We start from the raw sequence: 19,282 nt of genomic DNA on the forward strand, positions 1-19,282 counted from the left end.
CACTATCCGGGAGAACATCATGAACACCCCCCGTCGCGCCCTCATCCTCATCGACGTCCAGCAGCAATACTTCAATGGACCCCTCGAGATCCAGTACCCGCCACACCAGGAGTCCCTGCCGATGATCGCGCGAGCTGTCGACGCCGCGGCCGCCGCCGGCATCCCCGTTGCGGCCGTGCAGCACAGTGCAGGCGAAGGCGCACCGGTCTTCGCGCCAGGCACACCGGAATTCGAACTCCACCCCGACATCGAACGCCGCAGGACCGGGGCATGGAAGAGTGTCGTCAAGCAGTACGGCTCCGTCTACGCGGACACCGACCTCGCCGGTTGGCTGCGCCGGCATGACGTCGACACCGTCACCCTAGTCGGCTACATGACCAACAACTGCGTCCTCGCCTCAGCCGTGGAAGCGGAGTTCCTCGGCTTCAAGACCGAAGTACTCTCAGACGCCACCGGGGCCATCAACCTCGCCAACGATGCAGGCTTCGCCGACGCAAAAACAGTGCACACCACCCTGCTCACGCTGTTGAACTCGAACTGGGCCGCCGTCAGCACCACCGACGCTTGGACCGATACCCTTGAAACTCAGCAGGCCCTGGAAAAGAGTGATCTTGGAAGCTCGGCAGTAGCCGGGGCCGCACGCCTGACGCGAGCATAACCGGCTGCCTCGGCTCCTCCATCGGTGGAGCCGAGAACCCGGCTAAATCAAGTCACAGCGATCAACGACTCTAAAAGGACTAAATGCATGAAGTGGATACTTCTGGCCGGCGCGATCATCAGTGAAGTGGCCGCGTCCCTCTCCCTGAAAGCGGGGCTGACTGATCCGGCATTTTTCATCATTGTCGTTGTCGGGTATGTCGCCTCTTTCGCCTTCCTTGCAGGAGTCCTCCGGGCGGGGCTGGCTTTGGGAGTTGCCTACGGTATCTGGGCCGCGCTTGGCGTGATTCTCACCGTGCTGCTCGCAGCCCTCCTTTTCGGCGAACCATTGACGCCGATGATGCTTATGGGGGTCGCCCTGGTTATCGGCGGCGTCCTCTGCGTTGAAATCGGTTCGCATAAACGTCCCAACGAGGAGGTTGCGCGATGATGTGGCTGCTCTTAACGGCGGCAATCCTCACCGAGGTGAGCGCCACCCTATGCCTGCGTGTGGCTTCTCAGGGGAGAAGCGTCTGGTACGTCGCCGTCGGAATCGGCTACCTGCTCGCGTTTACGCTCCTCAGCCTGACCCTGGATCAGGGCATGAACCTAGGAGTCGCCTATGGCACATGGGCTGCCGCCGGCGTCGCTCTTACGGCGGTCGCAAGCCGTATCTTCTTCAAAGAACACCTGACCCCCGTCATGATCGCCGGCTTGGGCCTCATCATTTCCGGCGTTCTCCTTATTGAGTTGGGCGCAGCGCACTAGCTAGGAGGACACCTCCTCACAGCCGGCAGCGGCCGATGTGCTTTTCTGTGTCCCTTAGCCCGCTATTGGCCTGCATCACTCGCGGCCGACTTCCCAGATGCCTGCCCTTGCCTGCCCAGGAAGCTCACGCTCTTCCTTCCGATCGGCAATCGCGACGGCGGCACCGGCCTCGGCGAACGCCCTCGCCATCCCGGCGCCGTCCCCGCACTCGCGCCGCAATGCTCGGCCTCCTGCAGAACGGGGACATCTTCGCCCACCACCCTCATGGTGTTTTCCATCGGGACACGAGAATCCTTTCCCGCTGGTGCCTCACCGTTAACGGCCAGGAGTTGGAGCCGCTGGGTGCCTGGACTTCTTCCCCGTTTCGCGCAACCTACACATGCAGGGCTGTACGTGCGGACGGCCGGGCGGATAGCCCGCTAACGGTTATACGCAACCGGGAGTTGGGGGCCGGAATACTGGAGGACATTACCGTTCACAATTACTCCCGAGAGCCGTCTGACTGTGAAATCGTGCTCTCCGTGGATGCGGATTTCGCTGACCTCTTTGAAGTCAAAGATGGACGGTTCCATCGGCAATGGGAACAGACGCGCCGGCCCGAGGACGGGTCGCTGAGGATTGAGGCCATCTGGCAAGGGGTGAGGAAGGACGTCATCGTACGGGCATCTGACTGCGAGGTCAGCACCGATGGTCTCCGGTTCCACACGGTTATTCCTGCTCAAGGAGAGTGGAGCGTACGGACGACGGTAGTTCCGGAATTGGGGGACGTCGCGGAAGGACTGCTTTTCCAGCCGGCTCCGGACATCGTTTCTCCCCAGGACAGGCGGCAACAGGCCTGGGTTGCAACTATCCCTGTTGTGAAAATGGGCAATCCTTCCGTGGAGCGCACGATGCATCGCAGCCATGACGATCTCGGCGCCCTGCGCATCGTCGACCCGAACCATCCCGACCGCATGGTCGCCGCCACGGGTGCGCCCTGGTTCATGGCGCTGTTCGGGCGAGACTCGCTGTTGTCCTCGTCCATGATTCTGCCGCTAGATGCGTCGCTGGCCCTCGGAACGCTGCAGACACTGGCCGACCGGCAGGGATCAGTCGAGGACGTCCTGACGGAAGAGCAACCCGGGCGGATCCTCCACGAGGTGCGGTTCGGCGTCGGCACGGGTCTGGCACTTGGCGGCAAGTCCGCCTACTACGGCAGCACCGACGCCACGCCCCTGTTCGTGGCCCTGCTGGGCGAAGTCTCCCGCTGGGGGGTTCCCGCGGAGGACATCGCGGCACTGCTTCCGCACGCGGACCGTGCCTTGGACTGGATCCGGGACTACGGCGACCGTGACGGTGACGGGTTCGTTGAGTATGAGCGCCTTAATGATCAGGGCCTTATCAACCAGGGCTGGAAGGACTCCTGGGATGGAATCAATTCTGCCGACGGTAGCCTCGCGGAGCCTCCCATCGCGTTGTGCGAGGTGCAGGGTTACGTTTACAGCGCTTATATCGCCCGTGCCTGGATGGCCCACGACGCCGGCGACCGGGACTTGGCAGCTGAGCTCCAGGACCGGGCAGCGCGGTTAAAGAAGCGGTTCAACGAGGTGTTCTGGTTACCTGAGCGCGGGTACTACGCGATCGCGCTTGACCGGGACAAGCGGCCGGTCGATGCCTGCGCCTCCAACATGGGCCACTGCCTGTGGTCCGGCATTGTGGATGCCGACAAGGCCCAACAGGTGGCCGACCGGCTCATGTCTCCGGAGATGTTCAGCGGCTGGGGTGTCCGCACCTTGGCGACGGACATGGGTGCGTACAATCCGGTCAGCTAGCATAACGGCTCTGTCTGGCCGCATGACAATGCGCTCATAGTTGCGGGCCTCATGCGCTATGGATTTGTGAAGGAGGCGCAGACCCTTTCCACCGCGCTGTTGGAGGCCGCCGAATATACGGACAACAGGCTGCCGGAGCTGTTCTGCGGGTTCAGCCGCTCCCAGTGCCCTGAGCCGCTCCCTTACCCGACGGCCTGTTCTCCGCAAGCATGGGCGTCCGCTGCACCGGTGATGCTCCTCCGCAGCCTGCTGCGCTACGAGGCTCATGTCTCCCTAGGTGGGCTTTGGATGGACCCCGTGCTGCCGGAATCGTGGGGCTTCACGCATGGTTCAAATGCACCGGTGGGCACGGCACGGGTCACCGTGGACATCACCGGAACGCGCGCGGCGGTGGAGGGACTGCCGGAAGGAATGGTCTTCCACAAAGGAACGCGGCCTCCGCTGGACAACTTTTCAGAGCTGGAATTGCTGCGCCGCGACAAAGCGCCCAGACCTGACGGCTAATAGCCATCGATCACCATTGACCGCCCCTCGGCGACAGCACGATACCTAGTGGCGCCACCACCGGCGCCGCGTCAGTGAGCGCGCCGGCGTCTTTCGCGTGCCAGCGCTGCCTGGACTGGACGCTCTCCACTAACACTTATGCGTGCCAACGCCGCGTAAGGATGCCTTGACAATTAACTGAGCATGGTCATAATTGAGTATGCTCATTTACTAGCGGCACGAGCTTCAGGACAAGTCCTCCTCGCGCAGGCAGGATGCCAATCAACACATGTGACAGAAGGAGCACCACCCGATGCGAGCGTTCGTTATCACCAAGTACAAGGAGCCGCTGCGTGAAGCGGACGTCGCTGAGCCGACCGTCGGGGACCGCGATGTGCTCGTTCAGGTTCATGCAGCGGGCCTGAACCCGTTGGACGAGAAGATCCGGCTGGGTGAGTTCAAGCAGATCCTTCCCTACAAGCTCCAGCTGATCCTCGGCAACGAGGTCGCCGGCACCGTCATCCGTGTCGGGGCGAAGGTGCGGGGGTTCAGGCCCGGCGATGAGGTATACGGCCGCCCCAACAAAGACCGCATCGGCACATTCGCCGAGCGCATCGCCGTCGCAGAAGGCGACCTGGCACTGAAGCCCGCATCGGCCAGCATGGACGAGGCAGGTTCATTGCCGCTCGTGGCACTCACTGCGTGGCAGGCCCTCGTCGAGAAGGGCAATGTGCAGCCGGGACAGAAGGTTCTGATTCACGCCGGCGCCGGCGGGGTCGGCTCGATCGCGATCCAGCTCGCTAAACACCTCGGAGCTGCTGTTGCAACCACCACGAGCGGCCCCAATGCCGAGTTCGTGCGCGACCTCGGCGCGGACACCGTAATCGACTATCGCACGCAGGACTTTGAGCAACTCCTCACCGGATACGACCTGGTGCTGGACAGCCTGGGCGGGGAGAACCTCGAGAAGTCACTGCGCATCCTGAAGCCCGGAGGGAAAGCGATCGGAATCTCCGGGCCCCCGGACCCTACATTTGCGCGCGATGCGGCCCTGAGCCCTGTGCTGCGCCTGGCCGTCGCGGCACTCAGCAGCAAGATCCGGAGGCAGGCGAAGCAGCTCGGCGTCAGCTACGAATTCCTCTTCATGCGGGCCAGCGGCGACCAGTTGCGTGAGATCGCAACCCTCGTGGACAAGGGCGTGCTGCGCCCGATCGTGGGGAAGGTCTTCGACTTCGCCCAGACCCCCAAGGCTCTGCAATCCCTGGCCGAGGGCGGCATCCGAGGCAAAGCCGTCGTCGCCCTCAGCAGCTGAGCCTCCGACAGCCATGCATCCCAGCCATCCAGGAGAACCAGCATCATGAGTAAGACCGACACTTCGAACGAATCCGTCATTACCTCGTACGCCAAGGCACCGGCCGGCACTGTCACCGCCGGGGGCGTCACCTATGCATACCGCGAGCTGGGCCCGAGGGGCGGCATCCCCGTGGTGTTCTTCGTGCACCTGGCCGCGACTCTGGACAACTGGGACCCCCGCATCATTGACCCCATCGCTAAGAACCGCCACGTCATCACCTTTGATCAGCCCGGCGTCGGAGCCTCGACGGGTCAGGTTCCCGACAGCATCGAAGCCATGGCCGACGACGCCTACACCTTCATCCAGGCCCTCGGGTACGACAAGATCGACGTCTTCTCCTTCTCGATGGGCGGCATGATCGCCCAGGACCTGGTCCTTAAGCATCCCAACCTTGTCCGCAAGCTCGTGCTGACCGGTACCGGTCCGCGCGGCGGCAAGGACATGGACAAGGTCGTCGGCACCACCTACCGGGACATCCTCCGCGCGACCCTGACGCGATCGGACCCCAAGGAGTTTCTGTTCTTCAACCGCAACGCCACGGGAAAGCAGGCCGCGAAGGCGTTCATCAGGCGCCTTCAGGAGCGCACCGTGGACCGTGACAAGCCGATCAGCACCCAGTCCTTCCAGACCCAGCTGAAGGCAATCCAGAAGTTCGGCCGCTCCGCCCCGTCGGACCTGTCGAAAATCACCCAACCCACCCTTATCGCCAACGGCGACAATGACCGCATGGTGCCATCGATCCTCTCCGAGGACCTGCACCGTCGCATCAAGGGATCCGAGCTGATCATCTACTCCGATTCCGGTCACGGCGGCATCTTCCAGTTCCACGCCAAGTTTTCAACCGTCGCCGTCGAATTTCTCGCACGTTGACCAGCCCCGCCAAAACGGCATGGACTGCTGGACGCCCTCGCGAATGACCTTGGGAGGGGGCCGGGGACCTATACTCACAATTGAGTCCAGTCAGTTTATTCCGGGAGGAACCGTCATGTCTGTCGCTTCCCATCCACTCGGACGGCGCGAGCGGAACAAGCAGCAGAAGCTCGACCGCATCACTGCCGCAGCCAGCGAGCTGTTCGCTGAGCACGGCGTCGAGGATGTCACGACGCAGCAGATCGCCGACAAGGCTGATATCGGCACAGGAACCCTGTTCCTCTACGCCAAAACCAAGGGAGAACTCCTCCTGCTCGTGCAGAACGCCCACTACGCTGAAGCCCTTGAACGGGGTCGGGCTGATGCCGAAACCATCCCGGAGCTGTTGGATGCTGTGATGTCCATCGTGCGGCCGATCGTGGAATGCAACCGCGTCCAGGTCGACAACGGGCGCACCTACCTGCGGGAGATGGTCTTCGGCGATCCGACGGAGCCGCACCACGAAACGGCTCTCTCCATCGTCGCGCAGACCGAGGAAGCCGTTGCTGCCGTTCTTGGCAGGGATGAGCGGTTCGGGCCGGGTAACGCCGCAACGACGGCACACATTGTCACGGCGATCATGTTTCTCAGCATGGCGGTGAGTGTGAACGCCGCCCTGACCATCGACGCCATCGTGCAGGACATCCGGGCACAGATCAGCGTGCTGCTGACCCGCTGACGCCTCCGAGAATCTGCGTCGTATTCCTGGCGCGGCGACATCCTCCCTTGCGTTGACCTCTGAGCGGCAACACGCTTCAGCGCCGCGATACGCGACCGTTTTGTTCGGGCCCCCACCGACTGCCGAGGACGCCATTACCGGCCTCACCAACGAATTGGCCAAACCGAACCACCACTGAAGTGGGCGCGCTGGATCCGAGCTCCGCCTTCCGGCGGCGAGCCGGTATGGATACCCAATAGTGACGGGCCTGTAACACGGAGTACACATGCCGTTCGTAGCCTTGCAGTAGGAACTTTCCCGGAAGGACATGTGCATGAACGCCGCAGACACCGCAATCAAGCCGATCATCGGCCTGACCACCTATCTTGAGCGGGCCGGCACCGACGGGTGCGGCGACGTGCGCGCGGCATTCCTCCCGGAGAAGTACCTCACCCCCATCCTTGGCGCGGGTGCAGTTCCTGTCCTTCTCCCGCCGCAGCCCACGACCGGGGACATGATCGAGCACCTGGTCAGCAGGCTGGACGGGCTGGTCATACCTGGCGGCTGGGACGTGGATCCGGCCCGATACGGCCAGGAGCCGCATCCGGAAACGGACTCTCCCCGGCCCGAACGCGACGAGTGGGAAGCCGCCCTGATCCTTGAGGCGATCCGCCAGGATGTTCCTCTTCTCTGCATCTGCAGGGGTGAACAGCTGCTCAACGTCACGCTCGGCGGCACCCTGCACCAGCACCTGCCCGACGTCCTGGGAACCGGGCATTACCAGCTGGGCGGATACCAGTTCAATGGCATCCGTGTTGACATCCGGCGCGATTCCCGGCTTGGCCGCCTCCTGGGGGCTGACGCACTGGAAGCCGTTCCCGTTTCGCACCACCAGGCCGTGGACCGCCTTGGCGAAGGGCTCATCGCCACCGCCTGGAGTGAAGACCAGATAGTCGAAGCAATTGAGCACCCCGATGCGGGCTTCTGTGTGGGGGTGCAGTGGCACCCGGAACAGCTCGCGGAAGAGAAAGCGCTGTTCCATGGCTTCGTGGAGGCGGCCAGCGCCAAGATGCTGTCGCGGCTTCGCCCGGCTGCTGTGGATTCCCTGGAGTTTGCCCACGAAATGGCTGCTAACTGACTCGTATCTGACGCCCTGCTCCTTCTCTCACGGTCGAGGGGCGATCACGGGCGCCAAAGTGAGCGGCGGGCCGGCCAACGCAATCGATACCGCAGGGATCTCTTCCTAGCACACTTTCGCGTGCCGTAGTCTGGGCACGCCAAACCCCGCCTTCGAAGGTGAAGAAAGCGGAGAAGCAGGACACGTGACGCTTGGAAGGGGCCCGCCATGCTGATCTGCGCAACCTGTGCCGTCGAACGCGACGAACCTACCCCCGAGGTCTGCCCGATCTGCAGTGATGAGCGGCAATATGTGCCCGAAGACGGACAAAAATGGCTCACGCTGGACGGGCTGGCGCACGAGGGACAGCAGACACTGTTGACGGAGAATGAGCCGGGACTTATAGCGATCAAAACCGAGCCAAAGGTCGGGATCGGCCAGACCACTCAGCTTGTCGTGACACACGGGGGTTCGCTGCTGTGGGATCCAGTCGGCTACGTCGATGACAGCGCTGTGAAAGCAGTGCTGGAGCGAGGCCAGGTCCTGGCGATCGCCGCCAGCCATCCACACATGTTCGGCGTGCAGGTCGAATGGTCACATCGGCTCGGTGGGGTCCCCGTACTGGTCGCCGAGGCAGACCGGCGATGGCTGGGGCGCAATGATCCGATCATCGAATACTGGTCCGGCAGTCAAACCATCGCCGAAGGGCTGACGCTTCACCAGACCGGGGGGCACTTCCCGGGCAGCGCGGTGGCGCACTGGGCTGCAGGAGCGGGCGGCAGAGGAGTTCTGCTGAGCGGTGACAGCGTGTTCCCGAATCCAGATCGGCGCTCAGTCGCCTTCATGCGCAGCTACCCGAATCATTTGCCGCTATCCGGCGCGGTGGCGTTGCGACTCGCCGCCCAGCTGGGAGAGCTCACGTTCGATCGGATCTACGGCAACTTCAACAATGTAATCGCGTCCGGAGCCAAGGCCGTTCTGAAAGATTCTGCCAACCGGCACGCCGCATGGGCGCGAGGAGACTTCGACCATCTGACCTGAACCGCTCATCCCCCCTTTAGCGTCAGTTGGGGATCGAAGTGTCACTCACGGTGCCAAGCCCTCAAGCCCTCCGGGCGTCGCCGTCTCTGAGGTTGGCTGCGGCCTGGCTGGCCCTGAAGGCGCTGCGCCGTACAGGTCCCCGATGATGGCCTGGGCAATTGTCGACGCGGGGTCCCGTCCGTCGGGTGACGGGGCAAGGTTGGTCCACACCACCAAAGTCACTTTGTTCTGTGGATCCCTGCCCATGAAGGTGTTGTAGCCGGGGAGTTCGCCGGTGTGTCCGTAGAGCGGGCCGAACTGGGCCAGGGCCATGCCATACAGCGCCGCGCCTGGGTTGTCCGCGTCGATCGGCGCAAGGCTGTCCATCCGCCTCTTTTGAAGGTCCGGGTTGAGCAGCTTGCCATCAGTGAGGGCCTCGGCCAAGGTCATGAGGTCCCCCGCCGTGGAGACGCCCTGCCCGGCCGCCCATGTCCAAGAAGGGTTGGCGTTTGTGTAGTCATTCGGTTTCAATGAGCCGTCCTGTGCCTTGGCAATCAAGTCCGCCGGAAGCTTGGTCGTGGACAGGGTAAGGAGGTTGTCCATGTACATGTAGCCGCGGGAGAAGGGCTCGGGAAGGCTCGAGGAGTTCGACGCCGGAAAGGATGTCTGGCTCAGGCCGTGTGGTCCCAAGATTCGGTCGCGCACGATCTGGGCGAAGCCCTTGCCATCCAGCTTCTCGGCTATGAGTCCCAGCAGAACCGTATTCGTGTTCGAATAGTGAAACCCTTCGCCGGGCTCGAAATAGGCGGGCAGCGGCAGTGCGATGGCCACGAGTTCCTCAGGCTCCCAGACCCGTTGCGGCGTGGTATCGAGGGCCTTGCTGAGCTCGTACGACTCCGAGTAGTTGTAGATTCCGCTACGCATGGTGAGGAGTTGCTCGATGGTGATGTTGTCCCCGTTAGGTACGTCAGAGCGGTACTTCGAAACGGGATCCTCAAGCTTGAGTTTGCCTTCCTGTACGAGCTGCAGGATGACGGTCCCAGTCCACGTCTTGGTGACGGAGCCGATGCGGATGTGATCGCCGAGTGAGACAGGTGTTGTCCCTCCCGCGCTCGTCACGCCGTAGGTGAGGCTGATGTCGCCTTGAGTGGTGCGCAGCATCATGGCCGCTCCCGGCACGAGCAGTTCCTTGGCAAGAGCCTGGAAAGTGTTCTGGATCCTACCCTTGTCCAGTCCGCCCAGAGTCCCCGATCCCGTCTGTTCTCCCGTCGTGCCGGTAGTTGAAGCGGCCCCTGACGGCGGTGCAGTGGACGACGGCAGTGCAGCGGACGACGGTGGGGCCTCCGTGGGCGTGGACGTGCACCCGGAGATCGCCAACACACCTGCGGTTGCAATGCCGAGCGCGATGAGGAAACGGGAGGGTACATGCCGATTGTTCTTGGGCCTGCTACTGGTCACGGTTGACTCCCCGGCGACGCTGATAATAGCGCTCAACCTACTCCAGCGGCGTCGCGAGATCTACCCCTTCCCGGCGGTCGCTGCTGGCTTTGAGGCTCATGAGCGCCGTTCCGCTGCAGGACGCATTCCGGCCGCGTCGAGATAAAATGGATTGATCATGATCGGTGTCCAGCTCCGCATTCTGGCCTGGTTCGTCGTCCCAGCGACGCTTCTTTCGGGCTGCACGCCCGCCATCAGCCTCGATGAGGCTGCCACCGATCGGCCGGTCCAGACCTCCTCGGCCCCGCCAGCCGCACGCGACGACGTCCCCGCTCCTCACCAGCCCCCATCCCCCACCCCGACATTGGTTCCCACGCCGACGCCGGTGCCCCGGGCGTTCGCCCTCAACCTCTACCAGGAGGGGGACTTCGTTCCCCAATACACCTTTGAGTGGTGTGTGGCGGCGAGCATCCAGATCATGCACAACCTCATCGACGACACGAAGGCCCGGACGTGGGCCGATCCCGTTCAGCAGGGCCAGCTGTGGGAGATGGCCCGGGCACGGTCGTCCAACTCGTTCAACGGCGCCAATCCCTTAGGTTGGGCGCAGGTGCTGACCAAGGTCGGAATGGGTCCGTACACCGTCGTCAGCATTGCCGACTACGAGGAAGCGCTGCGGACCGCGGCGCGCGCCATCGCTGACACAGGCCGGCCGGTCGGGCTGGTCATGTGGCGCGGTCGCCACGTTTGGGTGATGAGCGGCTTCGCGTCAGTCGGCGATCCCGACCAGTTCCCCGATTTCTCGGTCACCGGTATCCGCGTTCAAGATCCGCTCTACCCGTACGGCGACCAGCGGTGGGGACCGTCCCCCGCGCCCAACGCCCTGCTCACCCCCAAGCAGTTGGCCACGCAGTTCGTCGTCCGCGAGCCGCGGCGCTGGAGCAGCAATCTGCCGACCGGCTATATGCTGGTGCTGCCGGTCGCCAAGGCCTGATGAGCCTTAATCGAACGTTGCGGAACCCGTCATGTGGAGCAGCTTCCCGGATCGCGAAGCTTCCCCGACTGCGGACAAACACCCGAGGAGGTCACCATGACGGTCGCTTTCAACCACACCATCGTTTACGCAACGGACAAGCGCCGTTCGGCGGAGTTCCTGGCCCACGTGCTCGGACTGCCGAAGCCCCAACCCATGTGGTCGTTCATGACCGTCCCCCTCGACCACGGAGTGGCCCTCGATTTCGCCACGGCGGACCGGCCCATCTCCCCGCAGCACTACGCCTTCCTAGTCAGCGAGGAGGACTTCGACGGAATCTTCGCAAGGATCCAGGCCCAGAGCATCCCCTACTGGGCGGACCCGGGACGGTCCCGGCCGCAGCAGATCAACCACAACGACGGCGGCCGTGGCGTCTACTTCGCGGATCCTGACGGGCATTTCCTCGAGGCGATCACGCGTCCATACGGAGCGGGTGCTGCATGAAGTCCAAGATACGCTGACGGTCGCCTTTGGCGGTGTTGCTAATCCAGAACGGCGGTTGCTTCGATCTCGACGAGCACGTCGGGCTCGAACAGAGACTCGACGCCGATCAGCGAGGTCGGCGGCATCGGCGTGGGCAGTCCGATCTCTGCGGCGGCACTTTCGATACCTTCCATGAGAGCGGTGATCTTCTCCGGAGCCCATAAGGTCACGTAGAACGTCAAACGCACCACGTCGTCGAAGGTCGCGCCACCGGCGGCCAGCCCGGTCGCCGTATTACGGAGAGCCTGAGCGACTTGACCGGCCAGATCGTCCGGCGCCACGGGCGTAGCATCGGCCAGACGCGAGATCTGGCCGGCAACGTGAACATGACGCGTACCGGTGCCGACGGCGACGTGGTGGTACGGGACGGGCTGCATCAGGCCTTCTGGGCTGAAACGCTGAACAGACATGAGACTCCTTAGAAGAGAGAGATGAACTTGGTATATCTTTGATACTTGGTAGATGCAGGACACTTCAACGAGACCAGGTTTCATGCCAGATACCACTAGCCATACTGACGCGCTGGAGATCAGCGCCCCACACCGGGAATTGCTCGATCAAGTTCTCGACAAGTGGTCACTGAGCGTGCTCAACGAACTCTGCGAGCGGCCGTGCCGGTTCAGCCAACTGCGGCGCGCGATCCCCGCGGTGTCGCAGAAGTCCCTGACGGCAACGCTGCGGCGCCTCGAACGCAACGGCATCATCGAACGCAAGCTGCTGAGCTCGCGCCCCGTGGCGGTCGAGTACCGCATCACACCATTGGGAAAGACACTTCGCCATCCCATCGACGTGCTCCTGGAATGGGCTGCAGAGCAGATGCCCCACATCGAACAGGCACGCGATGCCTTCGACCTCCAGGACCTGGCCCAAGACACCTGACGATTGAGCCTCCCGCGTAGTTGGCGCCGGAACAACGAGGTGCCGGCTTCAATCCTCGCGCCAAGGGCACTGTCAGCGCGTAGACCTCTGACGCTGCCTATCCTCGCTTTGCCCGAGCACGCGGCTAATCAACTCTCAGATGGACGGGTCCTCTCGCGGAGCACGCCGTCCGTCGAACGTTGCGCTGCTGCTGCTCTGCGGTACCACCACATGCACGGCGTTGCGCTCAATCGTGAAGTAGGCCGGCGTGACAGTCGCGATCTCGCCGTCGAGGTTCACCGACAACGGTGGCTCAGTGACCAGCCGGACACATCGGCTGGTCAGGTGGTGCACTCGTTCGTGCTCGACGAAACTTCCGTCCTTGAACAACCTAGCGATCCTTACGTGCTCCCGCAGCGGCGCAGCCAGGATGGCGTAGATGTCAAGAGTGTGGTCGTCGATCCCCGCCGTAGGCGAGACCGTGTTGCCGCCGCCATAGTGCCGGCCGTTGCCGACGGCCACTTGAAGCAGGTCCTCAAGCTCCATCGGCTCGTGGTCCCCCTCCGGGAATTCGAGACGGGCTCGGAACGGCTTGTGCCGAGCGTAAGCGCGCAGGGTGGCAACACCGTACGCCAATGGCCCGATATGCCGCTTCAGGCGGGGGCTGAGGGCCTCCGTAACAGTAACCGACAGGCCAACGGAGGCGACGTTGAGGAACGGCTGGCCCTTCGCCCGGCCGAGGTCGACGTCGACCACCTTCCCGTCTGCGACGACAGCGCACGCCTCTGCCAAATTGTTCGGTATCTCAAGCGTGCGGGCGAGGTCGTTGGCGGTGCCCAGCGGAAGGACACCAAGCATGACGTCCGTGCCGGCAACTCGACCGGCGGCGCAGGACACAGTCCCGTCGCCGCCACCGACCACGACCAGGTCGTGCCCGTCCGCAACCACTCGGTCGAGCGTCTCGGCCAACTCCGCTCCCGACAAGACGTGATGGACGGAGGTGATCGGCACGCCTGCCTTTTGCATCTTGTCCACCGCAAGTTCGCGCGCCGCCGCCCCCCGGCGTGATCCGGCATTAATAACCACAGCAGCAGAGCGCGCCTCTCGGGCAACCTTCATATGGGACATGTTAGGTCGATGGACCGAGCATTTGGCAATGTGGAACCAGGTTCGCATCAACGACTGCAACACGAAGAGGTCCGGTCGGTTCCTCAGCCACAAGCCGCTGCTTCCACCTGCGACGACGACTGCCACTTCTGCCGTGGGCCAGAAACCGACTGACAGCATCCATAACTGAATTCCGTTCCGGACACCGGATCCACACTCACCGGAACCTCCCGATTCTCGCAACCCGGGAGGTTCCGGTTTTCCGCTTCAGATGATGGGCTGGCCGATGAGCGATTCTGTAATGTCGATCAGACGTCGACGGGCAACGCTATCGTATGCCTGGGCCTTGGCATTGACAGGTCTGGTGATGTTGAAGTACGCCCCGGTCGTGTCAGAGAGGCTTGGATCAGCGACCAGCCGTGCGGTGGCCTCGACCCCTGTTTCCAGGCTGTCGATGCTATGCCCCACGGATTCCAGCACCATCTTGGTTGGCATGTAGGTCCCGGGGTGGAGGCTGTTGATCGTCACCTGAGGTGCCGGGATGCGGTCCGCCAGGATGAACCCGAGGGTGATGAGCGCGAGCTTGCTTTGGCAGTATGCCTGAGTCCCGCTGTATCCATGGGTAAGCATAACGTCGTCGAAGTCGATGGGTTGCTGTCCCGCGGACGCGACGTTGACGATCCGGGATCCTGGCCGTTGTTGCATGGTCGGGAGGAGCCGGGACATCAGGATTGCGGGCGCGAGGTAGTTCACGGCGAATCGCAGCTCGTGGCCGTCCACCGTGGTTGCACGTGTGGTCGTGTCGGGCTTCCCTATACCGACACCGGCGTTATTAACCAGCACATCGATGCCGATTCCGTCGACAGTGAGTTCGTCGGCCATGGTACGTACCTGGTCGAGTTCGGCCAAGTTGGCCAGCACAGTAGATACTTCGACGCCGAAATGGCGGATGTCGTCGGCGGCCCGTTCGAGGACGTCGGGTCGTCGACCGTGCAGGATGAGTGCGGCGCCGTCCTTTGCGAGTCGGCAGGCAAGCGCGTAGCCCAGCCCATCGGTCGCTCCTGTGATCAGCACGGTTTTGTCGATCAGTGTGGTCATGCTTGGGCTCCCGTGATGATGAAATTGCTCAGTTCGTCGATCACCGGCCGTTAGGGCAGCCCGACGGCGGGGTTCTGGCAGAGAGCAGCGAGAAGCAGGGCTTCGGCAAGGATCGCGTTTCGCAGTTCGCCCAAGTGAACGGATTCGTTGGCTCCGTGCGCACGCGAATCGGGGTCTCTGGGTCCTGTCAGCAGGATGGAGCAACGGGGATGGTGGCGGGTCAGTTCGGCCACGAACGGGACTGACCCGCCAGTGCCTCTGGTCACCGCCTCGGCTCCCCATGCCTCCCCAAGTGCCCACAGGGCTGTCTGCGCCATCCGGTCGCGCGGCGCCACCGCGAAGGGCTTGCTCTTTGTGCCCGGAGTAAATGTCACTTCGGCGCCAAAGGGGGCATGCTTCAGGGCGTGCCGGCGGACGGCTTCCATGGCCTCGTCCGGGTCATTGCCGGGCGGAATCCGGAGGCTGAACTTAACGGCGGCCGTCGGAATCAAGGTGTTCGGAGCGGTTGCTATTGGCGGGGCATCGAGTCCGACGAAGGACAGCGCGGGCTTGCTCCACAGTCGGGAGCTGATCTTTCCTGTTCCCGCCAGCTGAATGTGATCTGGGACGCCGGCATCACGCCGAAATTCATCCTCGGAGAAATCCGGACCTTCGATGCGTGCTGTTGCGAGGCCTTCCACGGCGACCGAACCGTCTTCGTGGTGGAAGGTGGCCATCAGGCGGGCAAGGACTGTGGGGCCATCGAGGGCGGGTCCGCCGTAGCTGCCTGAGTGCAGCGCATGATCCAGGGTTCGTACTTCGATGGTCCCGTCGACCAGTCCTCTCAGACTCGTGGTGAGCGCAGGGGTTCCGATTTTCCAGCTGCCCGCGTCAGCAACGATGGCTGCCTCTGCCTGGAAGCGCGGCTTGTGCTGTGCGAGGAGGGCCGGCAGCGTGGGCGACCCCCATTCCTCCTCTCCCTCGATAAAGCAGGTCAGACCCAAGCCGTGGCCCGGTCCTAGGACTGTGTCCAGAGCCCGGACAGCAGCAACGTGCATGAGGATTCCGGCCTTGTCATCGGCCGAGCCCCGGCCCCAAAGACGTCCGTCCCTCACCACAGCAACAAACGGGTCACTCTCCCATTCCCCGGCCGGCCCAGGCGGCTGGACGTCGTGGTGGGCATAGAGGAGCACCGTCGGCAGCCCGGGAGCGGCAGGCCTGGCGGCGAAGACCCCGGGTGCCCCCGGTGCGCCTGCCGGATCGGTGGCGCGGATGATCTCCGCGTCAGCAAAACCTGTCTCATGGAGCAGCATCCGGACGTTCCCCGCACTGTGCTCCAAAGCATTCGGATCGAAGTCGGGCCAGGCGATGCCTGGCACCGCGACCAGCCCCGCTAGGACGTTCACTGTCCCTGGCATCCCGGCATCAACGGCGGATACCAGCCTTGCAACGGTCTCCCGCGGCAGCCTGCCTGCGTCTTTCATGGGACCATGGCTCCTACCGTGCCCCTTCGTGAATCGATGGATCGTGATAAGCGTACTTCTCTTTTCCTGCTTGGGGTTGAAGCCGTTGCAAGCTGCCGTCGCCCGCGTTCAAAAATTGTTTATTGGAGGTCCACGACAAGGCCGCGAACCCTCGCGTGTCCTCCGGATGGAACATTGACCGGAACGGTGGTTGTTTTCAACTGCAGGCTTGCCCACCATGGAAACGTGGGAACAAAAGGAAAGGGGCACCGGCTTTCATTTGCCCTGTGCCTGCTGATCCCTATAAGCGGAACGGCGGGGTGCGTCTATGAATACTCCGAGCCCGAGCGCACGCCAGCAGGCCCCGAGACCGTGCACACACCAACAGCTGAACCGGCGCCGGTAATAGGGTCACCGAAGGCCTACAGCGACCCGCATGTACTGGAGCAGGAGGCTAAGAACTACGCTGAACTGGACCGACTGCTAGGGGCAGGGCCGGAGCCAGTCCTCCTTTCCGACGTGGGGCCACTGGACGGCCCCGTCAGGGGGTTTGGCAAATTCCAGAAAGTGCCGGTTGCCGGGCAGTACACCGTCACCGCAGCCTGCGTTGGTGCTTCCGGTGCGAAGGTCTTCGTTGGACAGGAGTATCCCGGTGCCACCTTTCGGCCTGTGGAGCTCGCGGTGGATTGCGCCGGGGTCACTTCGCAGGTCATTGCACTTCAGCAGGGGCATGTCTTCGCGCATCTGTTCCTGCCCGGCCCGGGCGATACGCCGTGGACCGGGGCGGTTGGCGGTGTGCGTGTGAGCGGGACCGTTGAGACGCCGCACCACTCCTTCCCTGCGTCCTCTTCTCTGTCATCCTTGAGCTCGCCGGCGGTGATGCGCTCGTGGGAATGCTCATACAGCCGCCGGTCCCGTCTTGGAGACCGTCACCCTAGTGGAAGGTTCCTCCTTCTGCATCTCTTCGACAAACGGCGATATCCATCCGTAAGCGAATCTGCTACTGGGAACATCGCGTTGAATCCCAAGTTCTCCTTGATCCAAGGTTTGATGTTCTTCGTCCTCTTGGACCAACCTCTACCCGAACAGTTTTCGCCTGCATGTCAGTCCACCGGGTCGGCAGGGTCATAGATCGATCCCCGACGTCTACCGGGCCGGTATCAGGGACAGAACCTCTCGGACCTCTTCGGCTATGAGGGCTTGGGCCGCGCGCGTACGTGCATCCGCTCGCCCTGCTGTCCAAACAGACTGAGGAACTCGACGGGTCTGCCGTCAGCGCTGGCGAACCAGTGCGGCGTGTGGGTGTCGAATTCCGCGGCTTCACCGGGGCGAAGTTCAAAGTCCTTGTCGCCCAGCACCAAACGCAGTCGTCCGTTGAGGATGTAGAGCCATTCGTAGCCTTCGTGAACGCGGGGGTCGGGCTCGGCCCCGCGGGCATCACCGGCGAGCACCATCTTAAAGGCCTGTAATCCGCCTGCGCGGCGCGTGAGAGGAACAGCCGTCATGCCGCCATGGGTGATGGGCCGGAGATGAATTCTCGGATCCCCGGTAGGCGGGGCGCCCACCAGGTCATCGAGGGGAACACCGTACAACCTCGCGAGGGGCAGCAGGATTTCGAGGTTTGGCCTGCGCCGGCCGGATTCGAGGCGGGAAAGGGTGCTGACCGAGACTCCTGATGCGGAGGACACCTCTCCGAGCGTGAGGCTCCGTTCCGCACGGAGTGTGCGAAGCCGGGGGCCGACCGCCCCGAGAAGATCGTCAAGCTCAGTTGTCATAGCGCCCAGTTTGCCATAACAGCAATTTTGGTTGCCAATCCGGGATCGTGCGATGGACGCTGGTGTTGCTACCCAGGAACTCTGGGCGGCAAACGATCGGGACGCGAGGAAGGACACATCAATATGGACACCACACACTATGACGCTGTAATTGTGGGCGGCGGTGCGGCAGGACTCAGCGCAGCCACGACGCTGGGCCGGGCGCTGCGCTCGGCACTGGTCATCGATTCCGGAACCCCGCGCAACGCAGTCGCAGCTGGTGTACACGGTTATCTATCGAGGGACGGTATGACCCCAGGGGAACTCCTGTCCATCGGACGCCGCGAAGTTCTCTCCTATGGAGGAACGGTCATTGATGGCGAAGCCGTTTCGGCACGGCGAACCCCCGACGGATTCGAGGTGATACTCGCAGATGCCCGCCGGTTCTTCGGGAGACGCCTCCTCGTCACCACGGGACTAAGAGACGAGCTGCCTCCCATCGTCGGGCTACGGGAACAATGGGGAAAGGGCGTCGTGCACTGCCCCTACTGTCATGGCTGGGAAATCCGCGGGCAGCGGATTGGAGTGCTTGGCACAGGCCCGCTGTCCGTCCATCAGGCACTGTTGTTCAGGCAATGGTCCCGTGATGTCACCCTTTTCCTTAACGACGCCGTGGAACCCACCGACGAGGAGTGGGAAAAGCTCGCCGCCCGGCCCGTAACGGTCGTTGACGGCGCCGTGGCTGCCGTTGACGCTGTCGACGGTGTCCTCACAGGGCTCACGCTTCGCCAGGGTTCCTCGTTCGAAGTACAGGCGCTGGCTGTCGGAACACGAATGGAGGCCAGATCCGCGCTTCTGGAATCACTCGGGCTAAGTCCTCTGGTGCACCCATCGGGGGCCGGACGGTTCATCGAGACCGACGCTATGGGTGCGACGGACGTTCGCGGCGTGTATGCGGCGGGCAATGTCTCCAATTTAATGGCACAAGTGATCGTTGCGGCCGCCGAGGGTGTCGTGACCGGCGCAAGAATCAACGCCGACCTCATCGAAGAGGAAACCCGGTGGGCCGTTGAGGGGCACTTCGGGCCGTTCTCCGCCGCCTCGGAGGCCGCCGTCGCTAAAATCGTCCTGGATCACCGCCGCCATGGCTTTGATGACGGGCAGAAAGCCGCCGACGTCGGCCCTGCGGCAACAGTAGAAGGCTGATTAGCATGGATCACCAGCCAAGCCGGACGCCGGACAACGACCACCAGCCCCAGCGCTCTGGCAGTCACGACCAGCACCGCGTCCTCAACCTTGACGCCGAGTTGTTCG

General features: G+C 63.1%; 19 protein-coding genes and 1 pseudogene. 13 read left to right on the forward strand and 7 right to left on the reverse strand.

The window, feature by feature from the left end; all coding sequences use genetic code 11:
• Positions 1–19: 19 nt before the first annotated feature.
• The 3 genes from AC5RUM_RS17260 to AC5RUM_RS17270 all read left to right on the forward strand — a co-directional run bounded on the left by AC5RUM_RS17260 (position 20) and on the right by AC5RUM_RS17270 (position 1,404).
• Positions 20–658 carry an isochorismatase family protein gene (locus AC5RUM_RS17260; protein WP_494036096.1) on the forward strand — a complete coding sequence of 213 codons (639 nt, stop codon included), beginning with the start codon at positions 20–22 and terminating at the stop codon, positions 656–658.
• Positions 659–745: 87 nt separating this feature from the next.
• Positions 746–1,087, forward strand: coding sequence for a DMT family transporter (locus AC5RUM_RS17265; protein WP_494036097.1), 342 nt, complete (start codon positions 746–748; stop codon positions 1,085–1,087).
• Complete coding sequence (locus AC5RUM_RS17270) at positions 1,084–1,404, forward strand: DMT family transporter (RefSeq protein ID WP_494036098.1); 321 nt, start codon at positions 1,084–1,086, stop codon at positions 1,402–1,404. Before AC5RUM_RS17265 ends, AC5RUM_RS17270 begins: the two co-directional genes overlap by 4 nt.
• Positions 1,405–1,479: 75 nt before the next feature.
• Here the strand turns inward: AC5RUM_RS17270 and AC5RUM_RS17275 are convergent, their stop codons facing one another.
• Positions 1,480–1,623: a hypothetical protein gene (locus tag AC5RUM_RS17275; RefSeq protein ID WP_494036099.1), complete on the reverse strand. Its 144-nt coding sequence runs from the start codon at positions 1,621–1,623 to the stop codon at positions 1,480–1,482.
• Between the two features lie 17 nt (positions 1,624–1,640).
• Here AC5RUM_RS17275 and AC5RUM_RS17280 point away from each other — a divergent pair.
• The 6 genes and pseudogenes from AC5RUM_RS17280 to AC5RUM_RS17305 all read left to right on the forward strand — a co-directional run.
• Positions 1,641–3,719 (forward strand): annotated as a pseudogene (locus AC5RUM_RS17280) (amylo-alpha-1,6-glucosidase); the annotation flags it as partial.
• Positions 3,720–4,011: 292 nt separating this feature from the next.
• A complete protein-coding gene (locus tag AC5RUM_RS17285) occupies positions 4,012–5,010 on the forward strand; it encodes an NADP-dependent oxidoreductase (protein ID WP_494036100.1) in 999 nt (332 codons plus the stop codon).
• A 45-nt stretch (positions 5,011–5,055) separates the two neighbouring features.
• Positions 5,056–5,922 carry an alpha/beta fold hydrolase gene (locus tag AC5RUM_RS17290; protein WP_494036101.1) on the forward strand — a complete coding sequence of 289 codons (867 nt, stop codon included), beginning with the start codon at positions 5,056–5,058 and terminating at the stop codon, positions 5,920–5,922.
• A 115-nt stretch (positions 5,923–6,037) separates the two neighbouring features.
• The gene (locus AC5RUM_RS17295; protein ID WP_494036102.1) at positions 6,038–6,640 is read left to right on the forward strand and encodes a TetR/AcrR family transcriptional regulator; all 603 of its coding nucleotides are present in this window, start codon (positions 6,038–6,040) and stop codon (positions 6,638–6,640) included.
• 313 nt (positions 6,641–6,953) lie between these two features.
• Positions 6,954–7,757 carry a gamma-glutamyl-gamma-aminobutyrate hydrolase family protein gene (locus AC5RUM_RS17300; RefSeq protein ID WP_494036103.1) on the forward strand — a complete coding sequence of 268 codons (804 nt, stop codon included), beginning with the start codon at positions 6,954–6,956 and terminating at the stop codon, positions 7,755–7,757.
• Positions 7,758–7,964: 207 nt separating this feature from the next.
• Complete coding sequence (locus tag AC5RUM_RS17305) at positions 7,965–8,777, forward strand: MBL fold metallo-hydrolase (RefSeq protein WP_494036104.1); 813 nt, start codon at positions 7,965–7,967, stop codon at positions 8,775–8,777.
• 45 nt (positions 8,778–8,822) lie between these two features.
• Here the strand turns inward: AC5RUM_RS17305 and AC5RUM_RS17310 are convergent, their stop codons facing one another.
• Positions 8,823–10,214 carry a serine hydrolase domain-containing protein gene (locus AC5RUM_RS17310; RefSeq protein WP_494036105.1) on the reverse strand — a complete coding sequence of 464 codons (1,392 nt, stop codon included), beginning with the start codon at positions 10,212–10,214 and terminating at the stop codon, positions 8,823–8,825.
• 157 nt (positions 10,215–10,371) lie between these two features.
• On the opposite strand from AC5RUM_RS17310, the gene AC5RUM_RS17315 reads away from it, so the two are divergent.
• The gene (locus tag AC5RUM_RS17315; RefSeq protein ID WP_494036106.1) at positions 10,372–11,187 is read left to right on the forward strand and encodes a hypothetical protein; all 816 of its coding nucleotides are present in this window, start codon (positions 10,372–10,374) and stop codon (positions 11,185–11,187) included.
• A gap of 96 nt (positions 11,188–11,283) precedes the next feature.
• Positions 11,284–11,670, forward strand: a complete 387-nt coding sequence (locus AC5RUM_RS17320; RefSeq protein ID WP_494036107.1) for a VOC family protein — start codon at positions 11,284–11,286, stop codon at positions 11,668–11,670.
• 38 nt (positions 11,671–11,708) lie between these two features.
• Here the strand turns inward: AC5RUM_RS17320 and AC5RUM_RS17325 are convergent, their stop codons facing one another.
• A complete protein-coding gene (locus tag AC5RUM_RS17325; RefSeq protein ID WP_494036108.1) occupies positions 11,709–12,119 on the reverse strand; it encodes a RidA family protein in 411 nt (136 codons plus the stop codon).
• A gap of 82 nt (positions 12,120–12,201) precedes the next feature.
• On the opposite strand from AC5RUM_RS17325, the gene AC5RUM_RS17330 reads away from it, so the two are divergent.
• Positions 12,202–12,588, forward strand: a complete 387-nt coding sequence (locus AC5RUM_RS17330) for a winged helix-turn-helix transcriptional regulator (RefSeq protein WP_494036109.1) — start codon at positions 12,202–12,204, stop codon at positions 12,586–12,588.
• Positions 12,589–12,723: 135 nt separating this feature from the next.
• Here the strand turns inward: AC5RUM_RS17330 and AC5RUM_RS17335 are convergent, their stop codons facing one another.
• The 4 genes from AC5RUM_RS17335 to AC5RUM_RS17350 form a co-directional block, all read right to left on the reverse strand.
• On the reverse strand, positions 12,724–13,686 hold the full coding sequence (locus tag AC5RUM_RS17335) for a lipid kinase (protein WP_494036110.1): 963 nt from the start codon (positions 13,684–13,686) through the stop codon (positions 12,724–12,726).
• A 255-nt stretch (positions 13,687–13,941) separates the two neighbouring features.
• Positions 13,942–14,772 (reverse strand): SDR family NAD(P)-dependent oxidoreductase, encoded by an 831-nt coding sequence (locus tag AC5RUM_RS17340; RefSeq protein ID WP_494036111.1) that lies wholly within the window; start codon positions 14,770–14,772, stop codon positions 13,942–13,944.
• A 50-nt stretch (positions 14,773–14,822) separates the two neighbouring features.
• Entirely contained in the window at positions 14,823–16,235 is a 1,413-nt protein-coding gene (locus tag AC5RUM_RS17345; RefSeq protein WP_494036112.1) for a M20/M25/M40 family metallo-hydrolase, read from the reverse strand.
• 1,169 nt (positions 16,236–17,404) lie between these two features.
• Entirely contained in the window at positions 17,405–17,989 is a 585-nt protein-coding gene (locus tag AC5RUM_RS17350; protein ID WP_494036113.1) for a helix-turn-helix domain-containing protein, read from the reverse strand.
• Between the two features lie 123 nt (positions 17,990–18,112).
• Between AC5RUM_RS17350 and AC5RUM_RS17355 the strand changes: the two genes are divergently transcribed.
• A complete protein-coding gene (locus tag AC5RUM_RS17355; RefSeq protein WP_494036114.1) occupies positions 18,113–19,174 on the forward strand; it encodes an NAD(P)/FAD-dependent oxidoreductase in 1,062 nt (353 codons plus the stop codon).
• The last annotated feature ends 108 nt before the right edge of the window (positions 19,175–19,282 follow it).

The sequence above is a fragment of the Arthrobacter sp. B2060 genome (genome assembly GCF_059090445.1).

Excerpts from the sequence above, each read along its gene's own strand:
- AC5RUM_RS17260 (WP_494036096.1), top strand. The coding sequence starts at position 20 with ATGAACACCCCCCGTCGCGCCCTCATCCTCATCGACGTCCAGCAGCAA.
- AC5RUM_RS17265 (WP_494036097.1), top strand. The coding sequence starts at position 746 with ATGAAGTGGATACTTCTGGCCGGCGCGATCATCAGTGAAGTGGCCGCG.
- AC5RUM_RS17270 (WP_494036098.1), top strand. The coding sequence starts at position 1,084 with ATGATGTGGCTGCTCTTAACGGCGGCAATCCTCACCGAGGTGAGCGCC.
- AC5RUM_RS17285 (WP_494036100.1), top strand. The coding sequence starts at position 4,012 with ATGCGAGCGTTCGTTATCACCAAGTACAAGGAGCCGCTGCGTGAAGCG.
- AC5RUM_RS17290 (WP_494036101.1), top strand. The coding sequence starts at position 5,056 with ATGAGTAAGACCGACACTTCGAACGAATCCGTCATTACCTCGTACGCC.
- AC5RUM_RS17295 (WP_494036102.1), top strand. The coding sequence starts at position 6,038 with ATGTCTGTCGCTTCCCATCCACTCGGACGGCGCGAGCGGAACAAGCAG.
- AC5RUM_RS17300 (WP_494036103.1), top strand. The coding sequence starts at position 6,954 with ATGAACGCCGCAGACACCGCAATCAAGCCGATCATCGGCCTGACCACC.
- AC5RUM_RS17305 (WP_494036104.1), top strand. The coding sequence starts at position 7,965 with ATGCTGATCTGCGCAACCTGTGCCGTCGAACGCGACGAACCTACCCCC.
- AC5RUM_RS17315 (WP_494036106.1), top strand. The coding sequence starts at position 10,372 with ATGATCGGTGTCCAGCTCCGCATTCTGGCCTGGTTCGTCGTCCCAGCG.
- AC5RUM_RS17320 (WP_494036107.1), top strand. The coding sequence starts at position 11,284 with ATGACGGTCGCTTTCAACCACACCATCGTTTACGCAACGGACAAGCGC.
- AC5RUM_RS17325 (WP_494036108.1), bottom strand. The coding sequence starts at position 12,119 with ATGTCTGTTCAGCGTTTCAGCCCAGAAGGCCTGATGCAGCCCGTCCCG.
- AC5RUM_RS17330 (WP_494036109.1), top strand. The coding sequence starts at position 12,202 with ATGCCAGATACCACTAGCCATACTGACGCGCTGGAGATCAGCGCCCCA.
- AC5RUM_RS17335 (WP_494036110.1), bottom strand. The coding sequence starts at position 13,686 with ATGAAGGTTGCCCGAGAGGCGCGCTCTGCTGCTGTGGTTATTAATGCC.
- AC5RUM_RS17340 (WP_494036111.1), bottom strand. The coding sequence starts at position 14,772 with ATGACCACACTGATCGACAAAACCGTGCTGATCACAGGAGCGACCGAT.
- AC5RUM_RS17345 (WP_494036112.1), bottom strand. The coding sequence starts at position 16,235 with ATGAAAGACGCAGGCAGGCTGCCGCGGGAGACCGTTGCAAGGCTGGTA.
- AC5RUM_RS17350 (WP_494036113.1), bottom strand. The coding sequence starts at position 17,989 with ATGACAACTGAGCTTGACGATCTTCTCGGGGCGGTCGGCCCCCGGCTT.
- AC5RUM_RS17355 (WP_494036114.1), top strand. The coding sequence starts at position 18,113 with ATGGACACCACACACTATGACGCTGTAATTGTGGGCGGCGGTGCGGCA.